Raw genomic sequence first — 15911 nt, 5'->3', positions numbered from 1 at the left:
GATGCGCAGATGATAGGCCAAACCCGGCCCAGGGCGTCACCATCGCCAGCCGCGAAGGCTCAGCCCGCGCGGCCCGGCGGCGTCACCTGTGCACTGGCCGGCCACTGCACTACCGCCTCCAGCCCGCCTTCAACGCGGTTGCGCAGCCACAGCCGCGCCCCGTCTTTCTCTGCCAGGGCGCGGGCGATGGTCAGGCCCAGACCGGCGCCGCCGGTTTCGCGCGAACGCGAGGTTTCCACCCGCACGAACGGGTCGAACACGGCTTCCAGCTGATCCTCGGCCAGGCCCGGGCCGTCATCGGCCACCACCACGGTGATCGCGCCACCACTACGCTCGACCCGTACCCGCACCCGGTAGGCATACATCACCGCGTTGTCCACCAGGTTGGAAAACAGGCGATGCATGGCCAGCGGACGCAACATCAACACCGCTCCGCTGCCACCTTCGAAGACGACATCTCCGCCGCCCTCGGCCGTGTCTTCAACGATGCTCTCCAGCAGCGAATCCAGGTCCAGTGCGGCGCGCTGCTCGGCGCTCTCAGCGCTGCGCGCCAGCTCCAGGCCTTCGCGCACCAACGCCTGCATCGCGGCCAGATCGCCGATCAGGCGCTCGCGCAGCACCTCGTCGCTGACATTCTCCAGGCGCAGGCGCAGCCGGGTCAGCGGGGTCTGCAGGTCATGGGTGATCGCCGCCAGCATCTGCGTGCGCTCGGCCAGGTGCCGCTGCAGGCGATGCTGCATGGCGTTGAAGGCTTCGGCGGCGCGCTGCACTTCGCGCGGGCCGCGCAGCGGCAGTGGATCGCGCTGCAGGTCGTCGCCCAGGTCTTCGGCGGCTGCGGCCAGTTCCTGCAGCGGCGCGCTGGCCATGCGCGCGACGATATAGGCCAGCACCGCGATCGCCAGCACCAGCAGGGTCAGGAACCACGGGTCCACGGCGAGGATGCCGTTGTGTGCCACCGCCGGCGAATCCAGCGCCAGCTTCAGCAGCGTGCCGTCGTTGAGGGTCACGTCGACCGCACGGCACTTGGGCGGGATGAACGCCGGATCACGTTCGCGCGGATGCTTGCGATGCCCCGGTGGCGGCGGGGGCAGCAGGTCCTGCAGCTTGGGAATGCAGGAGCGGAACGAAGCGAAGTGCACATGCGCGCGTGCGACCGGGCCGGGCCGGTCATCGAGCACTTCCATCAACGCGGTATCGGCCCGTCCCAGGCGTGCGCCGGGTTGCAGCGCACGCACGCTCGGCCCACCGATTTCGAGCAGGCGCTCGCGCAGTTCGGGGTTGCCGTCGAGCAGGTTGACGTAGCCCTGGAGGCGGTCGGCGATGCGGTTCAGGTTCTGCCGCTCGAACTCCTGCTGGCGCTTGGAGGTGGCCAGCATGGTCGCGCCGATCGCGGCCACGCTCATGCCCAGCAGCAGGATCACGAACAACCGCCCGACCATCGAGGACAGGAAATGGCGCAGGCGCTTCATCGCGGCTTATTCCAGGTTCACCGAGGAGGCCAGTACATAGCCTTCGTTGCGCACGGTCTTGATCAGTCCGTCCGGGCCACCGTCGTCGCCCAGCTTGTTGCGCAGCCGGCTGACCTGCAGATCAATGGCGCGGTCCTGTGCCTCGTAGTTGCGGCCGCTGCTGAGCGCGACCAGCTGCTCGCGCGACAGCACCTTGTTGGCGTGGGCGATGAACACCCGCAGCAGGCGGAACTCGGCGCCGGACAGCACCACCACGCGATCGTCCGGATCGACCAGGTGGCGATGCTCCAGATCGAACACCCAGCGCGAGAAGCGCGCACGGCGCACCGCCAGCGGCTCCAGGTTCGCCGGCAGCGCCTCGGTCCGGCGCAGCACGTTGCGGATGCGTGCCAGCAGCTCGCGCGGTTCGAACGGCTTGGCCAGGTAGTCGTCGGCGCCCATTTCCAGGCCCAGCACGCGGTCGATCGGCTCGGCACGCGCGGTCAGCATGATCACCGGCGTGTTCGAGCGCGCGCGCAGGTCGCGGCACAGGGTCAGGCCATCCTCGCGGGGCAGGTTGAGGTCGAGCACGATCAGATCCACATGCTCACGGTCCAGCAGCTGGCGCATGGCGGTGCCATCGGCGGCCGTGCTCACCTGGTAGCCCGCCCGGCCGAGCTGTTCGGCCAGCAGGGTGCGGATGTCGTTGTCGTCGTCGACGATCAGCAGTCGATGCATCGTGTTTTCAGTCTCCATGTCGCGATCATCCCGTGTCGGCAGCTGAACCGCATCCGGGGCAATGCGTACCAGTGTATCCAGCCATGGGCGGGATACCTGTGGTTACGCGTATTCACCGACAGTGTTACATAGAGACATACCCCGAGGATTGAGCCGCCCATCGCCCGGTCTTCACAATGCCCACCAACGCCGCCACCGCGGCCCCGAGAGTGAAGCCACGACGTGACGTTCCGCCTGCTGCCCGCGACCCGCCGGGGTCGCCTGATACTGATCGCCTTGCTCGCCCTTGCCGTTGCCGCAGCCGCCTGGTGGCTGCTGCGCAAGCCCGCCGCCCCGGCGGTGGCGACCACGCCCGCCAGCCGTGGTGACATCGAGCAGACGGTGGACGCCACCGGCGTGATCGACGCCTACAAGCTGGTCAGCGTCGGTGCCCAGGCTTCGGGCCAGATCAAGTCGCTGAAGGTGCAGCTGGGCGACACCGTGAAGGAAGGCGACCTGATCGCCGAGATCGACGCCACCACCCAGCAGAACCAGGTGCTCAATGCGCAGGCCTCGCTGGACCAGGTCACCGCCCAGCGCGCCGTGCAGCAGGCCACCCTGCGCCAGGCCGAACTGGAATTCGCGCGCCAGCAGCAGATGCTGGCCGCCGAGGCCACCTCACGCCAGGAATACGATGCCGCCGAAGCGCAGCTGAAGACCGCCCGTGCCCAGCTGCAGTCCTACGAGGCGCAGATCAAGGGCCGCGAAACCGAGCTGGGCACCGCCCGCGCCAACCTGGCCTACACCCGCATTACCGCGCCGATGGACGGCACCGTGGTGGCGGTGGTGGCCGAGGAAGGTCGCACCGTGAACGCCAACCAGACCGCACCGACCATCGTCATGCTGGCACGGCTGGACGTGGTCACGGTCAATGCCGAGATCTCCGAAGCCGACGTGGTCAAGATCAAGGCCGGCATGCCGGTGTACTTCACCACGCTGGGCGACCCGGATCGCAAGTACCACGCCACGCTGCGCCAGATCAATCCGGCGCCGGCCTCGATCGCCAACGAGAGTTCGTCCAGTTCCAGCAGTTCGTCCAGTTCCAGTTCCAGCAGCGCGGTCTACTACAACGCGTTGTTCGACGTGGAGAATCCGGATGGCACCCTGCGCATCGACATGACCGCGCAGGTCTCGGTACTGCTGAAGCAGGCCAAGGGCGTGCTGATGGTGCCGGCGGTGGCACTGGGGCCGAAGCGCCGTGGCGACGAGCGCATGGTGCGGGTGCTGGACGACAAGGGCCAGCCGCAGCCGCGCAAGGTTACCGTGGGCATCAACAACGGCGCCTCGGCCGAGATCCTGTCGGGACTGAAGGAAGGCGAGCGCGTAGTGGTCGGCGAAGCCGGTGCGGCCGGTGCCAGCGCCGGCGGCGGCAACCGCGGCGGCATGCAGATGCGGGTCGGCGGCCCGGGCATGGGGCGCCGATGAGCACGACGGCGCCGCTGCTGCGCCTGCGTGACCTGCGACGCGAATTCCCGGCCGGCGACGATGTGATCGCCGTGCTGCGTGACGTCAACCTCGACATCCACGCCGGTGAGATGGTGGCCATCGTCGGCCAGTCCGGCTCAGGCAAGTCGACGCTGATGAACATCCTCGGCTGCCTCGATCGTCCCACCCGTGGCAGCTACCAGGTGGCCGGCCGCGAAACCGGGAAGATGGAGCCGGACGAGCTGGCCGAACTGCGCCGCGAGCATTTCGGCTTCATCTTCCAGCGCTACCACCTGTTGGGCGACCTCGATGCGCGCGGCAACGTGGAAGTGCCGGCGGTGTACGCCGGCAGCCCCGGCCCGGTGCGCAACGCGCGTGCCGAACAGCTGCTGCAGCGGCTGGGCCTGAGCGACCGCATGCACCACAAGCCGGGCCAGCTGTCCGGCGGCCAGCAGCAGCGCGTGTCGATCGCACGTGCCCTGATGAACGGCGGCGAGGTGATCCTGGCCGACGAACCGACCGGCGCGCTCGACACGAAATCCGGCGAGGAAGTGATGGCGATCCTCGGCGAGCTGCACGCCGAAGGCCACACCATCATCATCGTCACCCACGACATGAGCGTGGCCGAACACGCGCAGCGCATCATCGAGATCCGCGACGGCGAGATCATCGCCGACCGCGCCAACCCCAATGCACCGACCTACCGCGCGCAGCGCGAGGCCAGCACCGGCGTCGCCCGCGGCAACAGCTGGCGGGCCGCGCGCGACCGCTTCACCGAAGCATTCCGCATGGCGTTGCTGGCGATGAATGCACATCGGCTGCGCACCTTCCTGACCATGCTCGGCATCATCATCGGTATCGCCTCGGTGGTCTCGGTGGTGGCGCTGGGCAACGGCTCGCAGCAGCAGATCCTGCAGAACATCAGCGCGCTCGGCACCAACACCATCGATGTCTACCCCGGCCGTGGTTTCGGCGACATGCGCTCGGCCCGTGTGCAGACGCTCAAAGCCAGTGATGCCGATGCGCTGGCCCGGCAGAGCTACGTCGACAGCTCCACGCCCAGCGTGTCGACCTCGGTCACCGCGCGTTACCGCAACCAGTCCTCCACCGCCCAGGTCAGCGGCGTCGGCGAGCAGTTCTTCCGGGTCAAGGGCGTGACCCTGCTCAGCGGCAGCTTCTTCGATGCCGATGCGGTGAAGGGCCTCGGCCAGGTGGCGGTGATCGACGAGAACACCCAGACCCAGTTCTTCCCCGATGTCGATCCGATCGGCCAGGTGATCCTGCTGGGCAACGTGCCGGCGCGCGTGGTCGGCGTGGCCAAGCGCCAGAGCTTCGGGTTCGGCGGCAGCACCAGCCTGAGCGTGTGGCTGCCGTACACCACGGTGATGTCTCGCATGCTCGGCCAGAGCCACGTGTCCAGCATTACCGTGCGCGTGGACGACGCCACGCCGATGGACGCCGCACAGGAAGCGATCACCCGACTGTTGACGATGCGCCATGGCACCGAGGACTTCTTCCTCAGCAACAGCGCCGAGATCCGCCAGACCATCGAGCAGACCACGCGCACGATGACCCTGCTGATCGGCGCCATCGCCGCCATCGCACTGCTGGTCGGTGGTATCGGCGTGATGAACATCATGCTGGTGTCGGTGACCGAGCGTACCCGCGAGATCGGCGTGCGCATGGCCGTCGGTGCACGGCAGAGTGATATCCGCCAGCAGTTCCTGATCGAAGCAGTGCTGGTGTGCCTGCTCGGCGGCGTGCTCGGCATCGGCCTGGCCCTGCTGCTGGGCTCGATGATCGGCCGCTTCGCCAGCGACTTCCAGGTGCTGTTCTCCACCGCCTCGATCGTCGCCGCCTTTGCCTGCTCGACCCTGATCGGCGTGGCATTCGGCTTCCTGCCCGCGCGCAACGCCGCGCAGCTCGACCCGGTGGAGGCCCTGGCCCGCGAATGAAGATGATGACCCGACTGCCCTTCCCTGCCCCCTCCCGCCTGCTGCTGGCGGGCGCTGTACTGCTCGCCCTGTCCGGCTGCGCATCGATGGGCCGCTATCCGGTGCAGGCCCCCGACGTGGCGGCGACTTACGGTCGTGGCGACGCCACCCTCAATGCGCCCGCCGACGATCCGCGCAGCAGCCTGGATACTCCGGGCCGCGACATCCGCCAGGACACCTGGTGGACCGGTTTCGGCGATGAACGTCTCGACCGTCTGGTGGCGCAGGCGCTGGCCGCCAACAGCGATCTTGCCGCCGCTGGCCTGGCCGTGCAGCGTTCGCGCCTGCAGGCCGGCCTGGCCAGCAACGCGTTGTGGCCGCAGCCTTCGTCTTCAGGTGTGAGTGGTAGCGCCAGCCGCGCCACCGACCAGGCCGACGACTGGCGCCGCAGCTACTCCACCGGCGTCTCGCTGGGCTGGGAAGTGGACCTGTGGGGCCGCCTGCGCACCCAGCGCGACATCGCCCGCTGGGAAGCCGAGGCCAGCGAGGAAGACCGGCAGAACACCGCGCTGCTGGTGATCAGCGACACCATCACCCAGTACTGGACGCTGGCTTACCTCAACCAGTCGATTGCCACCGGCCAGGCCAACCTGGAGCGGCTGGAACGTACCCGCGAACTGGTCCAGGCCCGCTTCGACGCCGGTGCAGTATCGCGCCTGGAAGTACGCCAGGCACTGCAGAACCTGCAGTCGCAGCGTTCCTCGCAGAGTGCGCTGGAACAGCAGCGGGTGGAGGCCCGCAATGCACTGACCGTGCTGCTGGACGGCACGCCCTGGCCGCAGCAGGACGAACCGCAGGACCTGCTCGGCGCACGCAGCCCCAGCATCGCGGAGGGCCTGCCGACCGACCTGCTCGGTCGCCGTCCCGACCTGCGCGCGGCCGAACTGCGCCTGCGCAACAGCCTGAAGACCATCAAGGTGACCGCTACCCAGTACTACCCGGCGCTGAGCCTGACCGGCAGCCTCGGCTCCAGTGCAACGTCGCTGGGTGACGTGCTGCGCAACCCGGTGGCCACGTTGGGCGCCGGCCTGTCGCTTCCGTTCCTCAACCTGCAGCGCGCGCAGCTGGATACCGATATCGCCGGCACCGCCTACCAGATCGCCGCGACCAATTTCCGCAAGACGCTGTATACCGCGCTCTCGGAAGTGGACAACGCGCTGTCGGCACGCGAGCAGCTGGCGCGCCAGGTGGCGGCCTCGCAGGCTTCGTACGACGAAGCGGTGGAAGTGGAACGGGCGCAGGAAGTGCGCTACCGCGTGGGTGCCACCGACCTGCGCACCTGGCTGGAAGCGCAGCAGACCCGGCGCGATGCCGAGCTGTCGCTGGCGCGCGTGCGCCAGGGCCAGCTGAACAACGACGTCACCTTGTTCAAGGCACTGGGCGGCAGCGCGGGGTGAGGCGGCAAGAGCGCCAACCAAGGTTGGCGACTACCGGTAGGTGTCGACCTTGGTCGACACGGCCGATCCACGCCATGCGTGAATCGGATCGCCGGTAGCGCCGGGCCATGCCCGGCGAAGCAATCCGCCGGGCATGGCCCGGCGCTACCGGAAAGCCGATCAACCGCGCTGGCGCACGGCCTCGAACAGGCTGACGCCGGCAGCGACGGAGACGTTCAGGCTCTCGATCTCGCCCGGCATCGGGATCTTGACCAGGCCATCGCAGTTCTCGCGGGTCAGGCGGCGCAGGCCATCGGCTTCACCGCCCAGCACCAGCGCGATGTTGCCCTTCAGGTCCAGCTGGTACAGCGAGGCGGTGGCTTCGCCGGCGAGGCCGTAGATCCACACGCCCTGCTTCTGCAGGTCCTTCAGGCAGCGCGACAGGTTGGTCACCGCCACCACCGGGATCAGATCGGCGGCACCGGCCGAAGTCTTGCGCACGGTGGCATTGACCGTGGCCGACTTGTCCTTGGGGATGATCACTGCAGTGGCGCCGGCGGCAGCCGCCGAGCGCAGGCAGGCGCCCAGGTTGTGCGGGTCCTGCACCTCGTCCAGCACCAGCAGCAGGGCCTTGCCCTCGGCTGCAGTGACCAGGCCTTCCAGCTCGTTCTCGCTGTAGGTGCGGGCGGCGGCATAGCGCGCGGCCACGCCCTGGTGGCGTACCGAACCGCCGACACCGTCCAGCGCCTGGCTGTTCACCTTGCGCACGTCGATGCCCTTGCGGCGGGCGTTTTCCTCGATCTCGGTCAGGCGCGGGTTCTTCGCACCGGCCTCGACCAGCACTTCGCGGACGTTCTCGGCGTCGTTCTCGATGGAGGAGGCGACGGCGTTGACGCCGACAATCCACTGGCTGTTCTTGCTCATGCGGGCGGGGACCGGAAAGGGGGTGGCTATGGTAGAGCATCGGCGGGCCGGGCGCTGCGGCCGGCCTTCTGTAGCGCCGAGCCCATGCTCGGCGGGCGGCGGCCGATGAAGCCTGAACCCAGAGCAGCCGAGCGTAGGCTCGGCGCTACAGGTGGCTTATCGGCTGCGCGGCGGCCAGTGCGGGGTGTCGTGGTCGGGGTGCTGGTGGGACACGATGGTGGCCAGGAACTCCAGCGCCGCGATGTCCTCCTCGGTACGCCGCGCCGGCAGGCTGGCCAGGCTGTCGACGAAGGGCAGCTTGCGTTCGACTCCGTACTGAATGGTCGGTGGCAGGCGTTCGGGTTGGTCAAAGGCACCGGCGGCCACGGCCACGCCATCCGGGGCTTCGTAGGTCAGGGGCGTTCCGCAGTCGGCGCAGAAGCCACGCCGCACCACGTTGGACGACTGGAAATAGCGTGGCTGGCCGCGGGTCCAGCTGAACTGCACGCCGCGCACCGACACCAGCGGCGCGAAATAGGCACCGAAGGCCTTCTGGCACATCCGGCAATGGCAGATCGAGCTGTCGGTCAGCGTGCCTCGCGCCTGGAAGCGGATCGCGCCGCACTGGCAGCCGCCGCTGTATTCGGGTTGACCCTGCATCTGCGGTCCTCCGTAACGTCGTGCCAACCAAGGTTGGCACCTACCGGGTGAGGTGGGTGCCGACCGGGTGAGGTGGGTGCCGACCGGGTGAGGTGGGTGCCGACCGGGTGAGGTGGGTGCCGACCATTGGTCGGCACACCTTTCAATACTGCTTCTTGGTGCGCTTGGCCGGCTTGCCACGCTCGGGCAGCGGCGGCAGGCCATCGCCCTCGTCTTCGCCCTTGTGCTCGACCAGGCGGAAGTCGATCTTGCGCTCTTCCATGCTGGCCTTCAGCACCAGGATGCGCACGCGGTCGCCCAGCCGGTAGCTGCTGCCACGGCGCTCGCCGGTCAGCGTCTTGCGGGTCGCGTCGAACTTGTAATAGTCCTGCGGCAGCTGGGTCACATGGACCAGGCCCTGCACCTTCGACTCGTCCAGCTCCACGAACAGGCCGAAGCTGGTCACGCCACTGATCACACCGTCGAACTGCCCGCCTACGTGCTTTTCCATCCACGCGGCGCGGTAGCGCTCGTCGACCTCGCGCTCGGCCTCATCGGCACGGCGCTCACGCTCGGAGCACTGCAGCGCCAGCGCAGCCATTTCGCGTGCGTTGTAGGTGAACTTGTCCAGCGGCTTGCCGGACAACGCGTGCTTGATCGCGCGGTGCACCAGCAGGTCAGGGTAGCGACGGATCGGCGAGGTGAAGTGCGCGTACGCCTCCAGCGCCAGGCCGAAGTGACCGTGATTCTCCGGGCTGTAGATCGCCAGACTCTGGCTGCGCAGCAGCACCGATTCCAGCAGCGTGGCATCGGGGCGATCCCGGATCTTCTTCAGCAGCTTGGTGTAATCGCCCGGACGCACCTTGGACCACGGCGGCAGGCTCAGCTTGAACTCCTTGAGGAATTCCAGCAGGTCGGCGTACTTGGTTTCCGGCGGCTTCTCGTGGATGCGGTACGGGGCCGGCACATGGCGCGACAGCAGGTACCTGGCCGCCTCGACGTTGGCCGCGATCATGCATTCCTCGATCAGCTTGTGTGCGTCGTTGCGCACCAGCATGCCGGCCTGGGTGACTTCACCGCGGTTGTCCAGCACGAAGCGCACTTCGCTGCTTTCGAACTCGATGGCGCCGCGCTTGGCACGTGCCTTGGACAGCACCTTGTACAGCTGGTGCAGGCGCTGCACCTGCGGCAGCAGGTCGCCCATCCAGGCCTTGGTATCGGCATCGTCCTCGCCCACCGCCTTCCACACCTGGGTGTAGGTCAGGCGCGCGTGCGAGTTCATCACCGCTTCGTAGAAGCGCGAATGCGTGACCAGGCCGTCGCGGTCGATCTGCATGTCGCAGACAAAGCACATGCGGTCGACCTTCGGCATCAGCGAGCAGATACCGTTGGACAGCGTCTCCGGCAGCATCGGCACCACGAAGCCCGGGAAGTACACCGAGGTGGCGCGCTTCTGCGCCTCCTCATCCAGCGGCGTGCCGGGGCGCACGTAGTTCGAGACATCGGCAATCGCCACCACCAGGCGGAAACCCTCGGCATTCGGTTCGCAGTACACCGCGTCGTCGAAGTCCTTGGCATCCTCGCCATCGATGGTGACCAGCGGCGTGCTGCGCAGGTCGACGCGGTCGCCGATCATCGCCGGTTCGACCACCAGCGGTACCGAGGCGGCTTCGTCCAACACTTCCTGCGGGAACTCGAACGGCAGCTCATGACCGTGGATGGCGGTTTCCACCACCAGCGAGGCGGTCAGCTTGTCGCCGAGCACGGCGATGATGCGGCCGATCGGCGGGCGGCGGCTGTCCGGCGCCTGGGTCAGTTCACAGACCACCAGCTGGCCATCGCGCGCACCACCGGTCTGGTCCGGCGGCACCTGCACGTTGCGCTGCACGCGCTTGTCGTCGGGCACCACGTAGTTGATGCCCATCTCGATGCTGAAGCGGCCGATCAGGCGGGTCATGCCGCGCTCGAGCACGCGGGCGATGCTGCCTTCGCGACGGCCACGATGGTCGATGCCGGTCACACGGGCCAGCACCTTGTCGCCGTGCATGACCTTGCGCATCTCATACGGCGGCAGGAACAGGTCGTCACCGCCCTCGACCGGGCGCAGGAAACCGAACCCTTCCGGGTTGGCGATCACCACGCCAGTGACCAGATTCAGGGTCTGGATCGGGGCGAAACCGCCGCGACGGTTCTGCACCAACTGGCCGTCGCGGACCATGGCACCGAGCCGGCGCGACAGCGCCTCGGCCCGGTCCGGCGCGGTCAGGCCCAGGCGCGCGCCCAGTTCTTCGGCGGTCTGCGGCCCTTCGCAGCGCTCCAGCAGGGCCAGGATGGCCTCGCGGCTGGCGATGGGCTGTTCGTACTTCTCGGCTTCGCGGGCGGCATAGGGATCGTCGATCACCTTGCCGGTCGGCGGCAGCTTGCGGCCCGGGGCCGGGCCCGGAGCGGCGGCATCGGCGCTGCGGACCTTGCGACCACGCGGTGGTGCGCCGCCTTCATTCAATTCGGGGAACCAGCCCGGCAACGGCTTGCCCGGCTTGGTGGTGCGGGCCGTGCCCGCCTTGGCGCCCTTCTTCGGGGCCTGGCTGCGGGAGGTGCTCCCGCCCTTGCTTGGTTTTTTGGTAGTCATCGCCCTACATGGTAGCCGCTGACGGCGTGCAGAACGGGTCAGCGGCTGTCTTGAAGGCCTTGCATGAAAAATATTCAGGAAGTCGTTGACAGCCTGCGGATTCATCTTCACAATTGCGCCTCTGGAACGCCCAGGTGGCGGAATTGGTAGACGCACTAGTTTCAGGTACTAGCGGGTAAAACCGTGGAGGTTCGAGTCCTCTCCTGGGCACCAACGAAAAAACTCCTCGCTTCGGCGGGGATTTTTTTTGCCTGTAATCCGGCCCTGAGGCTCGACTCCTTCTCCTCCAGGAAGGAACTCCGACCCGGTATCGGCAATGATCTTCACAAGGGTGTTGACACCCCCGTAACAACACCCCATAATCTCGCTCCTCGACGCCCAGGTGGCGGAATTGGTAGACGCACTAGTTTCAGGTACTAGCGGGTAAAACCGTGGAGGTTCGAGTCCTCTCCTGGGCACCACGTCGAGAATGAGAAAAACCCGCGAAAGCGGGTTTTTTCATGCCCGTGATTCGGCATCGCCGCGACCGGCGGCCGGCATCACAACAGCGGCCGCATCACCAGTTCCAGCCCCAGCAACAGCAGGAAGCCCAGGAAGCAGGCACGGAACACCCGCGCACTGATGCGCTGGCGGATCGCCTGGCCCAGCCACATGCCCAGCAACGCCGGCAGCACCGCCAGCGTACTCAGCCCCAGCTGCTGGATGCCGAATGCGCCGTGCAGCACCAGGCCAGTGGTCAGCGAAATCGTCGACACAGTGAACGCCAGTCCCAGCGCCTGCACCAGCTCCTCGCGCTGCAACCCCAGCGACTGCAGGTACGGCACCGCCGGCATCACGAACACGCCGGTGGCGCCGGTCACCACACCCGACAACGCCCCCACCAGCGGCCCCAGCCATCGCTCGCGCCGCTGCGGCACGCGGAACACCGGCGCAAGCAGGGCATAGGCCGCATAAACCACCAGCGCAACGCCCAGCGCAACACGCGACCAGGTGCGATCGACCCGCACCAGCAGCGCTGCCGAACCCAGCGTCACCACCACCACGGCCAGCATCATCGGCCACAGGCGCCGCACGATGTGGCCCAGTGAGGGGCCGGACAACAGCTGCCACGCATTGGTGACGAAGGTGGGGATGAACAGCATCGATGCCGCCGCCACCGGCGACAGCGCGCCACCGAGCAGACCCATCGCCACTGTCGGCAAGCCCATGCCGGTCACGCCCTTGACCACACCGGCCAGCACGAACACCACCACCAGCAGCACGTAGAAGTACATCGATTCATTCATGCCTTCATTGGATCGGCCGGCCGCTCGGCGCACAATGCGGTCTTCCCGGCCTCGCCTTCGGCTGATCCGAAGGCGCAGGCGTTGCGATGAGGGCATCACATGCGGATGGATATCGCCGACCTGCGCCTGTTCCTGGCCATTGCCGAGGCGGGCAGCATCACGGCCGGTGCCGCGCAGGCAAACCTGGCACTGGGCTCAGCCAGTGAGCGCCTGCGCACGATCGAAGCCGATGCCGGTACCCCGCTGTTGAACCGGCACCCACGCGGCGTCAGCCTGACCGAAGCCGGTGCCGCGCTCGCCCACCATGCACGCTTGATCCTGCAGCAGCAGGCACAGCTGCGCGGTGAACTGCAGGCGTTCGCGCACGGTGCGCGCGGCACCCTGCATCTGTATGCCAACACCGCAGCGCTGACCAACTACCTGCCTTCGCGGCTCGCACCATGGCTGGCCGAACGCCCGCGCCTGCACGTGGAACTGCTGGAGCGCACCAGCCCTGAAGTCGTGCGTGCGATCAGTGCTGGCCAGGCCGAGGCCGGCATCATCAGCGATGCCGTCGACGCTGCCGGCCTGCAGCAGCATGTGGTCGCCGAAGATCCGCTGGTGATGCTGCTGCCCGAAGACCACCGCTTCGCATCGCGGCGCAGCCTGGCCTTCACCGATGTTGCCGGCGAGACCTTCGTCGCACTGGCCGATGGCAATGCACTGCAGACCTACATCGAGGACCAGGCGCGCGACATCGGGCGGCGCCTGGACGTACGCATCCGCATGAAGACCTTCGAAGGGATATGCATCATGGTCGGCCACGGCATTGGTGTCGGCATCGTGCCGCGGACCATCGCCCGCCAGCATCGGCGCAGCACGCATACCGTCGCCGTACCGCTCGCCGATGCATGGGCACAGCGCCGCCTGTGCGCCTGTTTTGCCGAGTGGGCGCAGTTGTCATCGGCGATGCGCAGCCTGCTGCTTCACCTGGGCGTACAGCCGCAGAAAAAGGTGTGAAATGTTGTTGACACATCTTCTGTCGCTCCCCATAATTCATCTCCTGAGTCGCCCAGGTGGCGGAATTGGTAGACGCACTAGTTTCAGGTACTAGCGGGTAAAACCGTGGAGGTTCGAGTCCTCTCCTGGGCACCATGACTCAAGATGATCAAACCCGCGAAAGCGGGTTTTTTCGTTTCCGGGGTTTGGCGAGCCTGGCATCGCATCTACCGCTGGAACTGTCGTATCTAGCACCACCCGGCAGTCGCCTGCTGCTGCATACCTCCTCCCGGCGCGTCGTTACCAGACCTTGAACGGCCTCCTTTTGGGGCGCATTTCACGTCAGCCGTTCAATTCGTACTTTTCCTAGTCGAGATTTACCCGATTCCTTTTCGGTGGAAGGCAGATTTACAGAAGCCGGTTGCAGGTGTATCGCCACGACCTGACCAGCGCCCTCCCCCTTCCCCAAAGGACGCACCCATGCAGCGCAGCATCATCTGCCCTCACTGCCATACCGGCTCGAACCACGGCGTACGCGTATGCGTGGGATGCCAGGCCGAGGTCCACTACGGCGCATCGAAGGAGGCCGTAATGCTGGTCTTTGTTGCCGCCATCATCTGCGGCGCACTGGTCGGCAGCCGATTACAGGCCACGGCTGGCTGGCTCACATGCGGCGCCGTACTTGTGGCGGGAATGTGGGCCATCTCCCGATTGTTCTGCGATCGGGTGGAGTTCAAGCGCGTCTATCGCACGCGCTGAACCTGCGCCACGGCAGGACCCCAAGGGCAGGGCCTGTGCGACCCGCGGTGCACAAACAAAAACCCCGCCTTGCGGCGGGGTCAAAATACAGCACGTGTTTCCAGGGAGTTTCAGTGTCCGCCACCGGCGGCCGCACCTGCGCCTGCGCCAAACGGCGGTTTGGCCAGCCACAGGAACGCGATGATCGCCAGGAAGATCCAGCCCAGCAGGAAGAAGATGTCGTTGAAGCCCATCTGCGATGCCTGGTGGTTGATCATGTTGTTCAGTACCGCTGCGCCATGTTGCAGGTCGCCCTGCCCCATCGCTGTCACCTGGTCCTGCATTCCCGGCTGATAGACCGAGATGTGCTCGGTCAGGTCGGCGTGGTGCACCTGGGTGCGCCGCGCCCACAGCCACGTCGTCAGCGACGCCGCGAAGCTGCCGCCCAGCGTACGCAGGAAGGTGGCCAGGCCTGAGCCCGCCGCGATCTCGCGCCCATCCAGGTCCGACAGCAGGATCTGCAGCACCGGCATGAAGAACAGCGCGACGCCGATGCCCATGATCAGCTGCACGCCCGCCACATGGTTGTAGTCCACCTGCAGGTTGAAGTTCGAACGCAGGAAGCTGGTCATCGACAACACAATGAACGCAATCGTAGCCAGCATGCGCATGTCGAAGCGCGATGCATACTTGCCCACGAACGGGGTCATGATCACCGGCAGGATGCCGATCGGCGCTGTCGCCAGGCCCGCCCAGATCGCGGTGTAGCCCATGTCACGCTGCAACCACTGTGGAATCAGCAACGCCACGCTGAAGAACGCCGCGTAGGCCACCACCATCGCCAGCGTACCGGCGCGGAAGTTCCGATGCCGGAACAGCTTCAGGTCGACGATCGGATCCTTGTCGGTCAGTTCCCAGATCAGGAACACCGTCAGCGTGACCACGGCCACACACGCCAGCACCACGATCTTCATCGACGAGAACCAGTCCTCGTCGTTGCCCAGGTCGAGCACCAGCTGCAGCGCACCGACACCGATCACCAAGGTGACCAGGCCGACGTAGTCCATCTTCGGCTTCTCGATGTGCTCCGGGCGCCCCTTCAGCTGGTTGCCCACAACGAGCGCAGCGAAGATGCCCAGCGGCACATTGATCAGGAAGATCCATTCCCAGCTGTAGTTGTCGGTGATCCAACCGCCGAGGATGGGCCCGCAGATCGGCGCCACCACCGTGATCATCGCCAGCAGCGCCAGTGCCTGCCCGCGTTTCTCCCGTGGATAGATCGAGACCAGCAGCGACTGCGTGATCGGGTACATCGGGCCGGCCACGAAACCCTGCAGCGCACGCGACAGCACCAGCATGCCCATGCTCTGCGCCAGGCCGCACAGCAGCGAGGTGATGACGAAGGCCAGCGTGGCCCAGACGAACAGCTTGCGTTCGCCGAAGCGGCGGCTGAGCCAGCCGGTCAGCGGCAGCGCGATGGCCGTGCTGACCGCGAACGAGGTGATGACCCAGGTCGCCTGCTGCGAACTGGCGCCGAGGTTGCCGGCGATGGTCGGCAGCGAGACGTTGGCGATGGTGGTGTCGAGCACCTGCATGAACGACGCCATCGCCAGGCCGACGGTGCACAGGGCGACGCTGGGCGGCAGGAACCCGGAGGCCGCACCCGGCGCCGCCGGGGCGCCCGGAGCACCGGGCGCGGCTGGAGCTTGTGCGGACAT

12 protein-coding genes and 3 tRNA genes are annotated in these 15911 nt (G+C 66.9%); 8 read left to right on the top strand and 7 right to left on the bottom strand.

The features are described from left to right. Positions 1–59: 59 nt before the first annotated feature. Entirely contained in the window at positions 60–1469 is a 1410-nt protein-coding gene (locus ACZK13_RS06675; protein WP_032127908.1) for an ATP-binding protein, read from the bottom strand. A gap of 6 nt (positions 1470–1475) precedes the next feature. Continuing rightward, positions 1476–2204 carry a response regulator gene (locus ACZK13_RS06670; RefSeq protein WP_005408779.1) on the bottom strand — a complete coding sequence of 243 codons (729 nt, stop codon included), beginning with the start codon at positions 2202–2204 and terminating at the stop codon, positions 1476–1478. Between the two features lie 204 nt (positions 2205–2408). Between ACZK13_RS06670 and ACZK13_RS06665 the strand changes: the two genes are divergently transcribed. The 3 genes from ACZK13_RS06665 to ACZK13_RS06655 are packed head-to-tail and all read left to right on the top strand — an operon-like array spanning position 2409 to position 7041. Beyond that, on the top strand, positions 2409–3650 hold the full coding sequence (locus ACZK13_RS06665; RefSeq protein ID WP_253143317.1) for an efflux RND transporter periplasmic adaptor subunit: 1242 nt from the start codon (positions 2409–2411) through the stop codon (positions 3648–3650). Next, positions 3647–5605, top strand: a complete 1959-nt coding sequence (locus ACZK13_RS06660) for a MacB family efflux pump subunit (RefSeq protein ID WP_032127910.1) — start codon at positions 3647–3649, stop codon at positions 5603–5605. Before ACZK13_RS06665 ends, ACZK13_RS06660 begins: the two co-directional genes overlap by 4 nt. After that, positions 5602–7041: an efflux transporter outer membrane subunit gene (locus ACZK13_RS06655; protein ID WP_478482381.1), complete on the top strand. Its 1440-nt coding sequence runs from the start codon at positions 5602–5604 to the stop codon at positions 7039–7041. Before ACZK13_RS06660 ends, ACZK13_RS06655 begins: the two co-directional genes overlap by 4 nt. A gap of 159 nt (positions 7042–7200) precedes the next feature. Here the strand turns inward: ACZK13_RS06655 and rlmB are convergent, their stop codons facing one another. From rlmB to rnr, 3 genes are all read right to left on the bottom strand, one after another. Continuing rightward, complete coding sequence (rlmB, locus tag ACZK13_RS06650) at positions 7201–7944, bottom strand: 23S rRNA (guanosine(2251)-2'-O)-methyltransferase RlmB (protein WP_005408775.1); 744 nt, start codon at positions 7942–7944, stop codon at positions 7201–7203. Positions 7945–8100: 156 nt separating this feature from the next. Continuing rightward, a complete protein-coding gene (locus ACZK13_RS06645; protein WP_253143319.1) occupies positions 8101–8583 on the bottom strand; it encodes a GFA family protein in 483 nt (160 codons plus the stop codon). Positions 8584–8725: 142 nt separating this feature from the next. After that, positions 8726–11191 carry a ribonuclease R gene (gene rnr / locus ACZK13_RS06640; RefSeq protein WP_032127913.1) on the bottom strand — a complete coding sequence of 822 codons (2466 nt, stop codon included), beginning with the start codon at positions 11189–11191 and terminating at the stop codon, positions 8726–8728. A 128-nt stretch (positions 11192–11319) separates the two neighbouring features. Between rnr and ACZK13_RS06635 the strand changes: the two genes are divergently transcribed. Next, positions 11320–11404: transfer RNA gene (locus ACZK13_RS06635), tRNA-Leu, on the top strand. 163 nt (positions 11405–11567) lie between these two features. Next, positions 11568–11652: transfer RNA gene (locus ACZK13_RS06630), tRNA-Leu, on the top strand. A gap of 78 nt (positions 11653–11730) precedes the next feature. On the opposite strand, the gene ACZK13_RS06625 is transcribed toward ACZK13_RS06630, so the two are convergent. Continuing rightward, on the bottom strand, positions 11731–12477 hold the full coding sequence (locus ACZK13_RS06625) for a sulfite exporter TauE/SafE family protein (RefSeq protein ID WP_253143320.1): 747 nt from the start codon (positions 12475–12477) through the stop codon (positions 11731–11733). A 99-nt stretch (positions 12478–12576) separates the two neighbouring features. Between ACZK13_RS06625 and ACZK13_RS06620 the strand changes: the two genes are divergently transcribed. From ACZK13_RS06620 to ACZK13_RS06610, 3 genes are all read left to right on the top strand, one after another. Then, a complete protein-coding gene (locus ACZK13_RS06620) occupies positions 12577–13476 on the top strand; it encodes a LysR family transcriptional regulator (RefSeq protein WP_478482380.1) in 900 nt (299 codons plus the stop codon). 50 nt (positions 13477–13526) lie between these two features. Beyond that, positions 13527–13611, top strand: a tRNA-Leu gene (locus ACZK13_RS06615). A gap of 324 nt (positions 13612–13935) precedes the next feature. Beyond that, the gene (locus ACZK13_RS06610) at positions 13936–14214 is read left to right on the top strand and encodes a hypothetical protein (RefSeq protein WP_125893866.1); all 279 of its coding nucleotides are present in this window, start codon (positions 13936–13938) and stop codon (positions 14212–14214) included. Between the two features lie 110 nt (positions 14215–14324). Here the strand turns inward: ACZK13_RS06610 and emrB are convergent, their stop codons facing one another. After that, positions 14325–15911 carry a multidrug efflux MFS transporter permease subunit EmrB gene (gene emrB, locus ACZK13_RS06605; protein ID WP_032127920.1) on the bottom strand — a complete coding sequence of 529 codons (1587 nt, stop codon included), beginning with the start codon at positions 15909–15911 and terminating at the stop codon, positions 14325–14327.

The sequence above is a fragment of the Stenotrophomonas sp. 99219_Sma genome, from assembly GCF_056480785.1.
This window is presented reverse-complemented; position numbering and strand designations above follow the sequence as displayed.

Bases quoted from the DNA above. Each gene is read 5' to 3' on its own strand.
- ACZK13_RS06675 (WP_032127908.1), bottom strand. From the start codon at position 1,469: ATGAAGCGCCTGCGCCATTTCCTGTCCTCGATGGTCGGGCGGTTGTTC.
- ACZK13_RS06670 (WP_005408779.1), bottom strand. From the start codon at position 2,204: ATGGAGACTGAAAACACGATGCATCGACTGCTGATCGTCGACGACGAC.
- ACZK13_RS06660 (WP_032127910.1), top strand. From the start codon at position 3,647: ATGAGCACGACGGCGCCGCTGCTGCGCCTGCGTGACCTGCGACGCGAA.
- ACZK13_RS06655 (WP_478482381.1), top strand. From the start codon at position 5,602: ATGAAGATGATGACCCGACTGCCCTTCCCTGCCCCCTCCCGCCTGCTG.
- rlmB (WP_005408775.1), bottom strand. From the start codon at position 7,944: ATGAGCAAGAACAGCCAGTGGATTGTCGGCGTCAACGCCGTCGCCTCC.
- ACZK13_RS06645 (WP_253143319.1), bottom strand. From the start codon at position 8,583: ATGCAGGGTCAACCCGAATACAGCGGCGGCTGCCAGTGCGGCGCGATC.
- rnr (WP_032127913.1), bottom strand. From the start codon at position 11,191: ATGACTACCAAAAAACCAAGCAAGGGCGGGAGCACCTCCCGCAGCCAG.
- ACZK13_RS06625 (WP_253143320.1), bottom strand. From the start codon at position 12,477: ATGAATGAATCGATGTACTTCTACGTGCTGCTGGTGGTGGTGTTCGTG.
- ACZK13_RS06620 (WP_478482380.1), top strand. From the start codon at position 12,577: ATGCGGATGGATATCGCCGACCTGCGCCTGTTCCTGGCCATTGCCGAG.
- ACZK13_RS06610 (WP_125893866.1), top strand. From the start codon at position 13,936: ATGCAGCGCAGCATCATCTGCCCTCACTGCCATACCGGCTCGAACCAC.
- emrB (WP_032127920.1), bottom strand. From the start codon at position 15,911: ATGTCCGCACAAGCTCCAGCCGCGCCCGGTGCTCCGGGCGCCCCGGCG.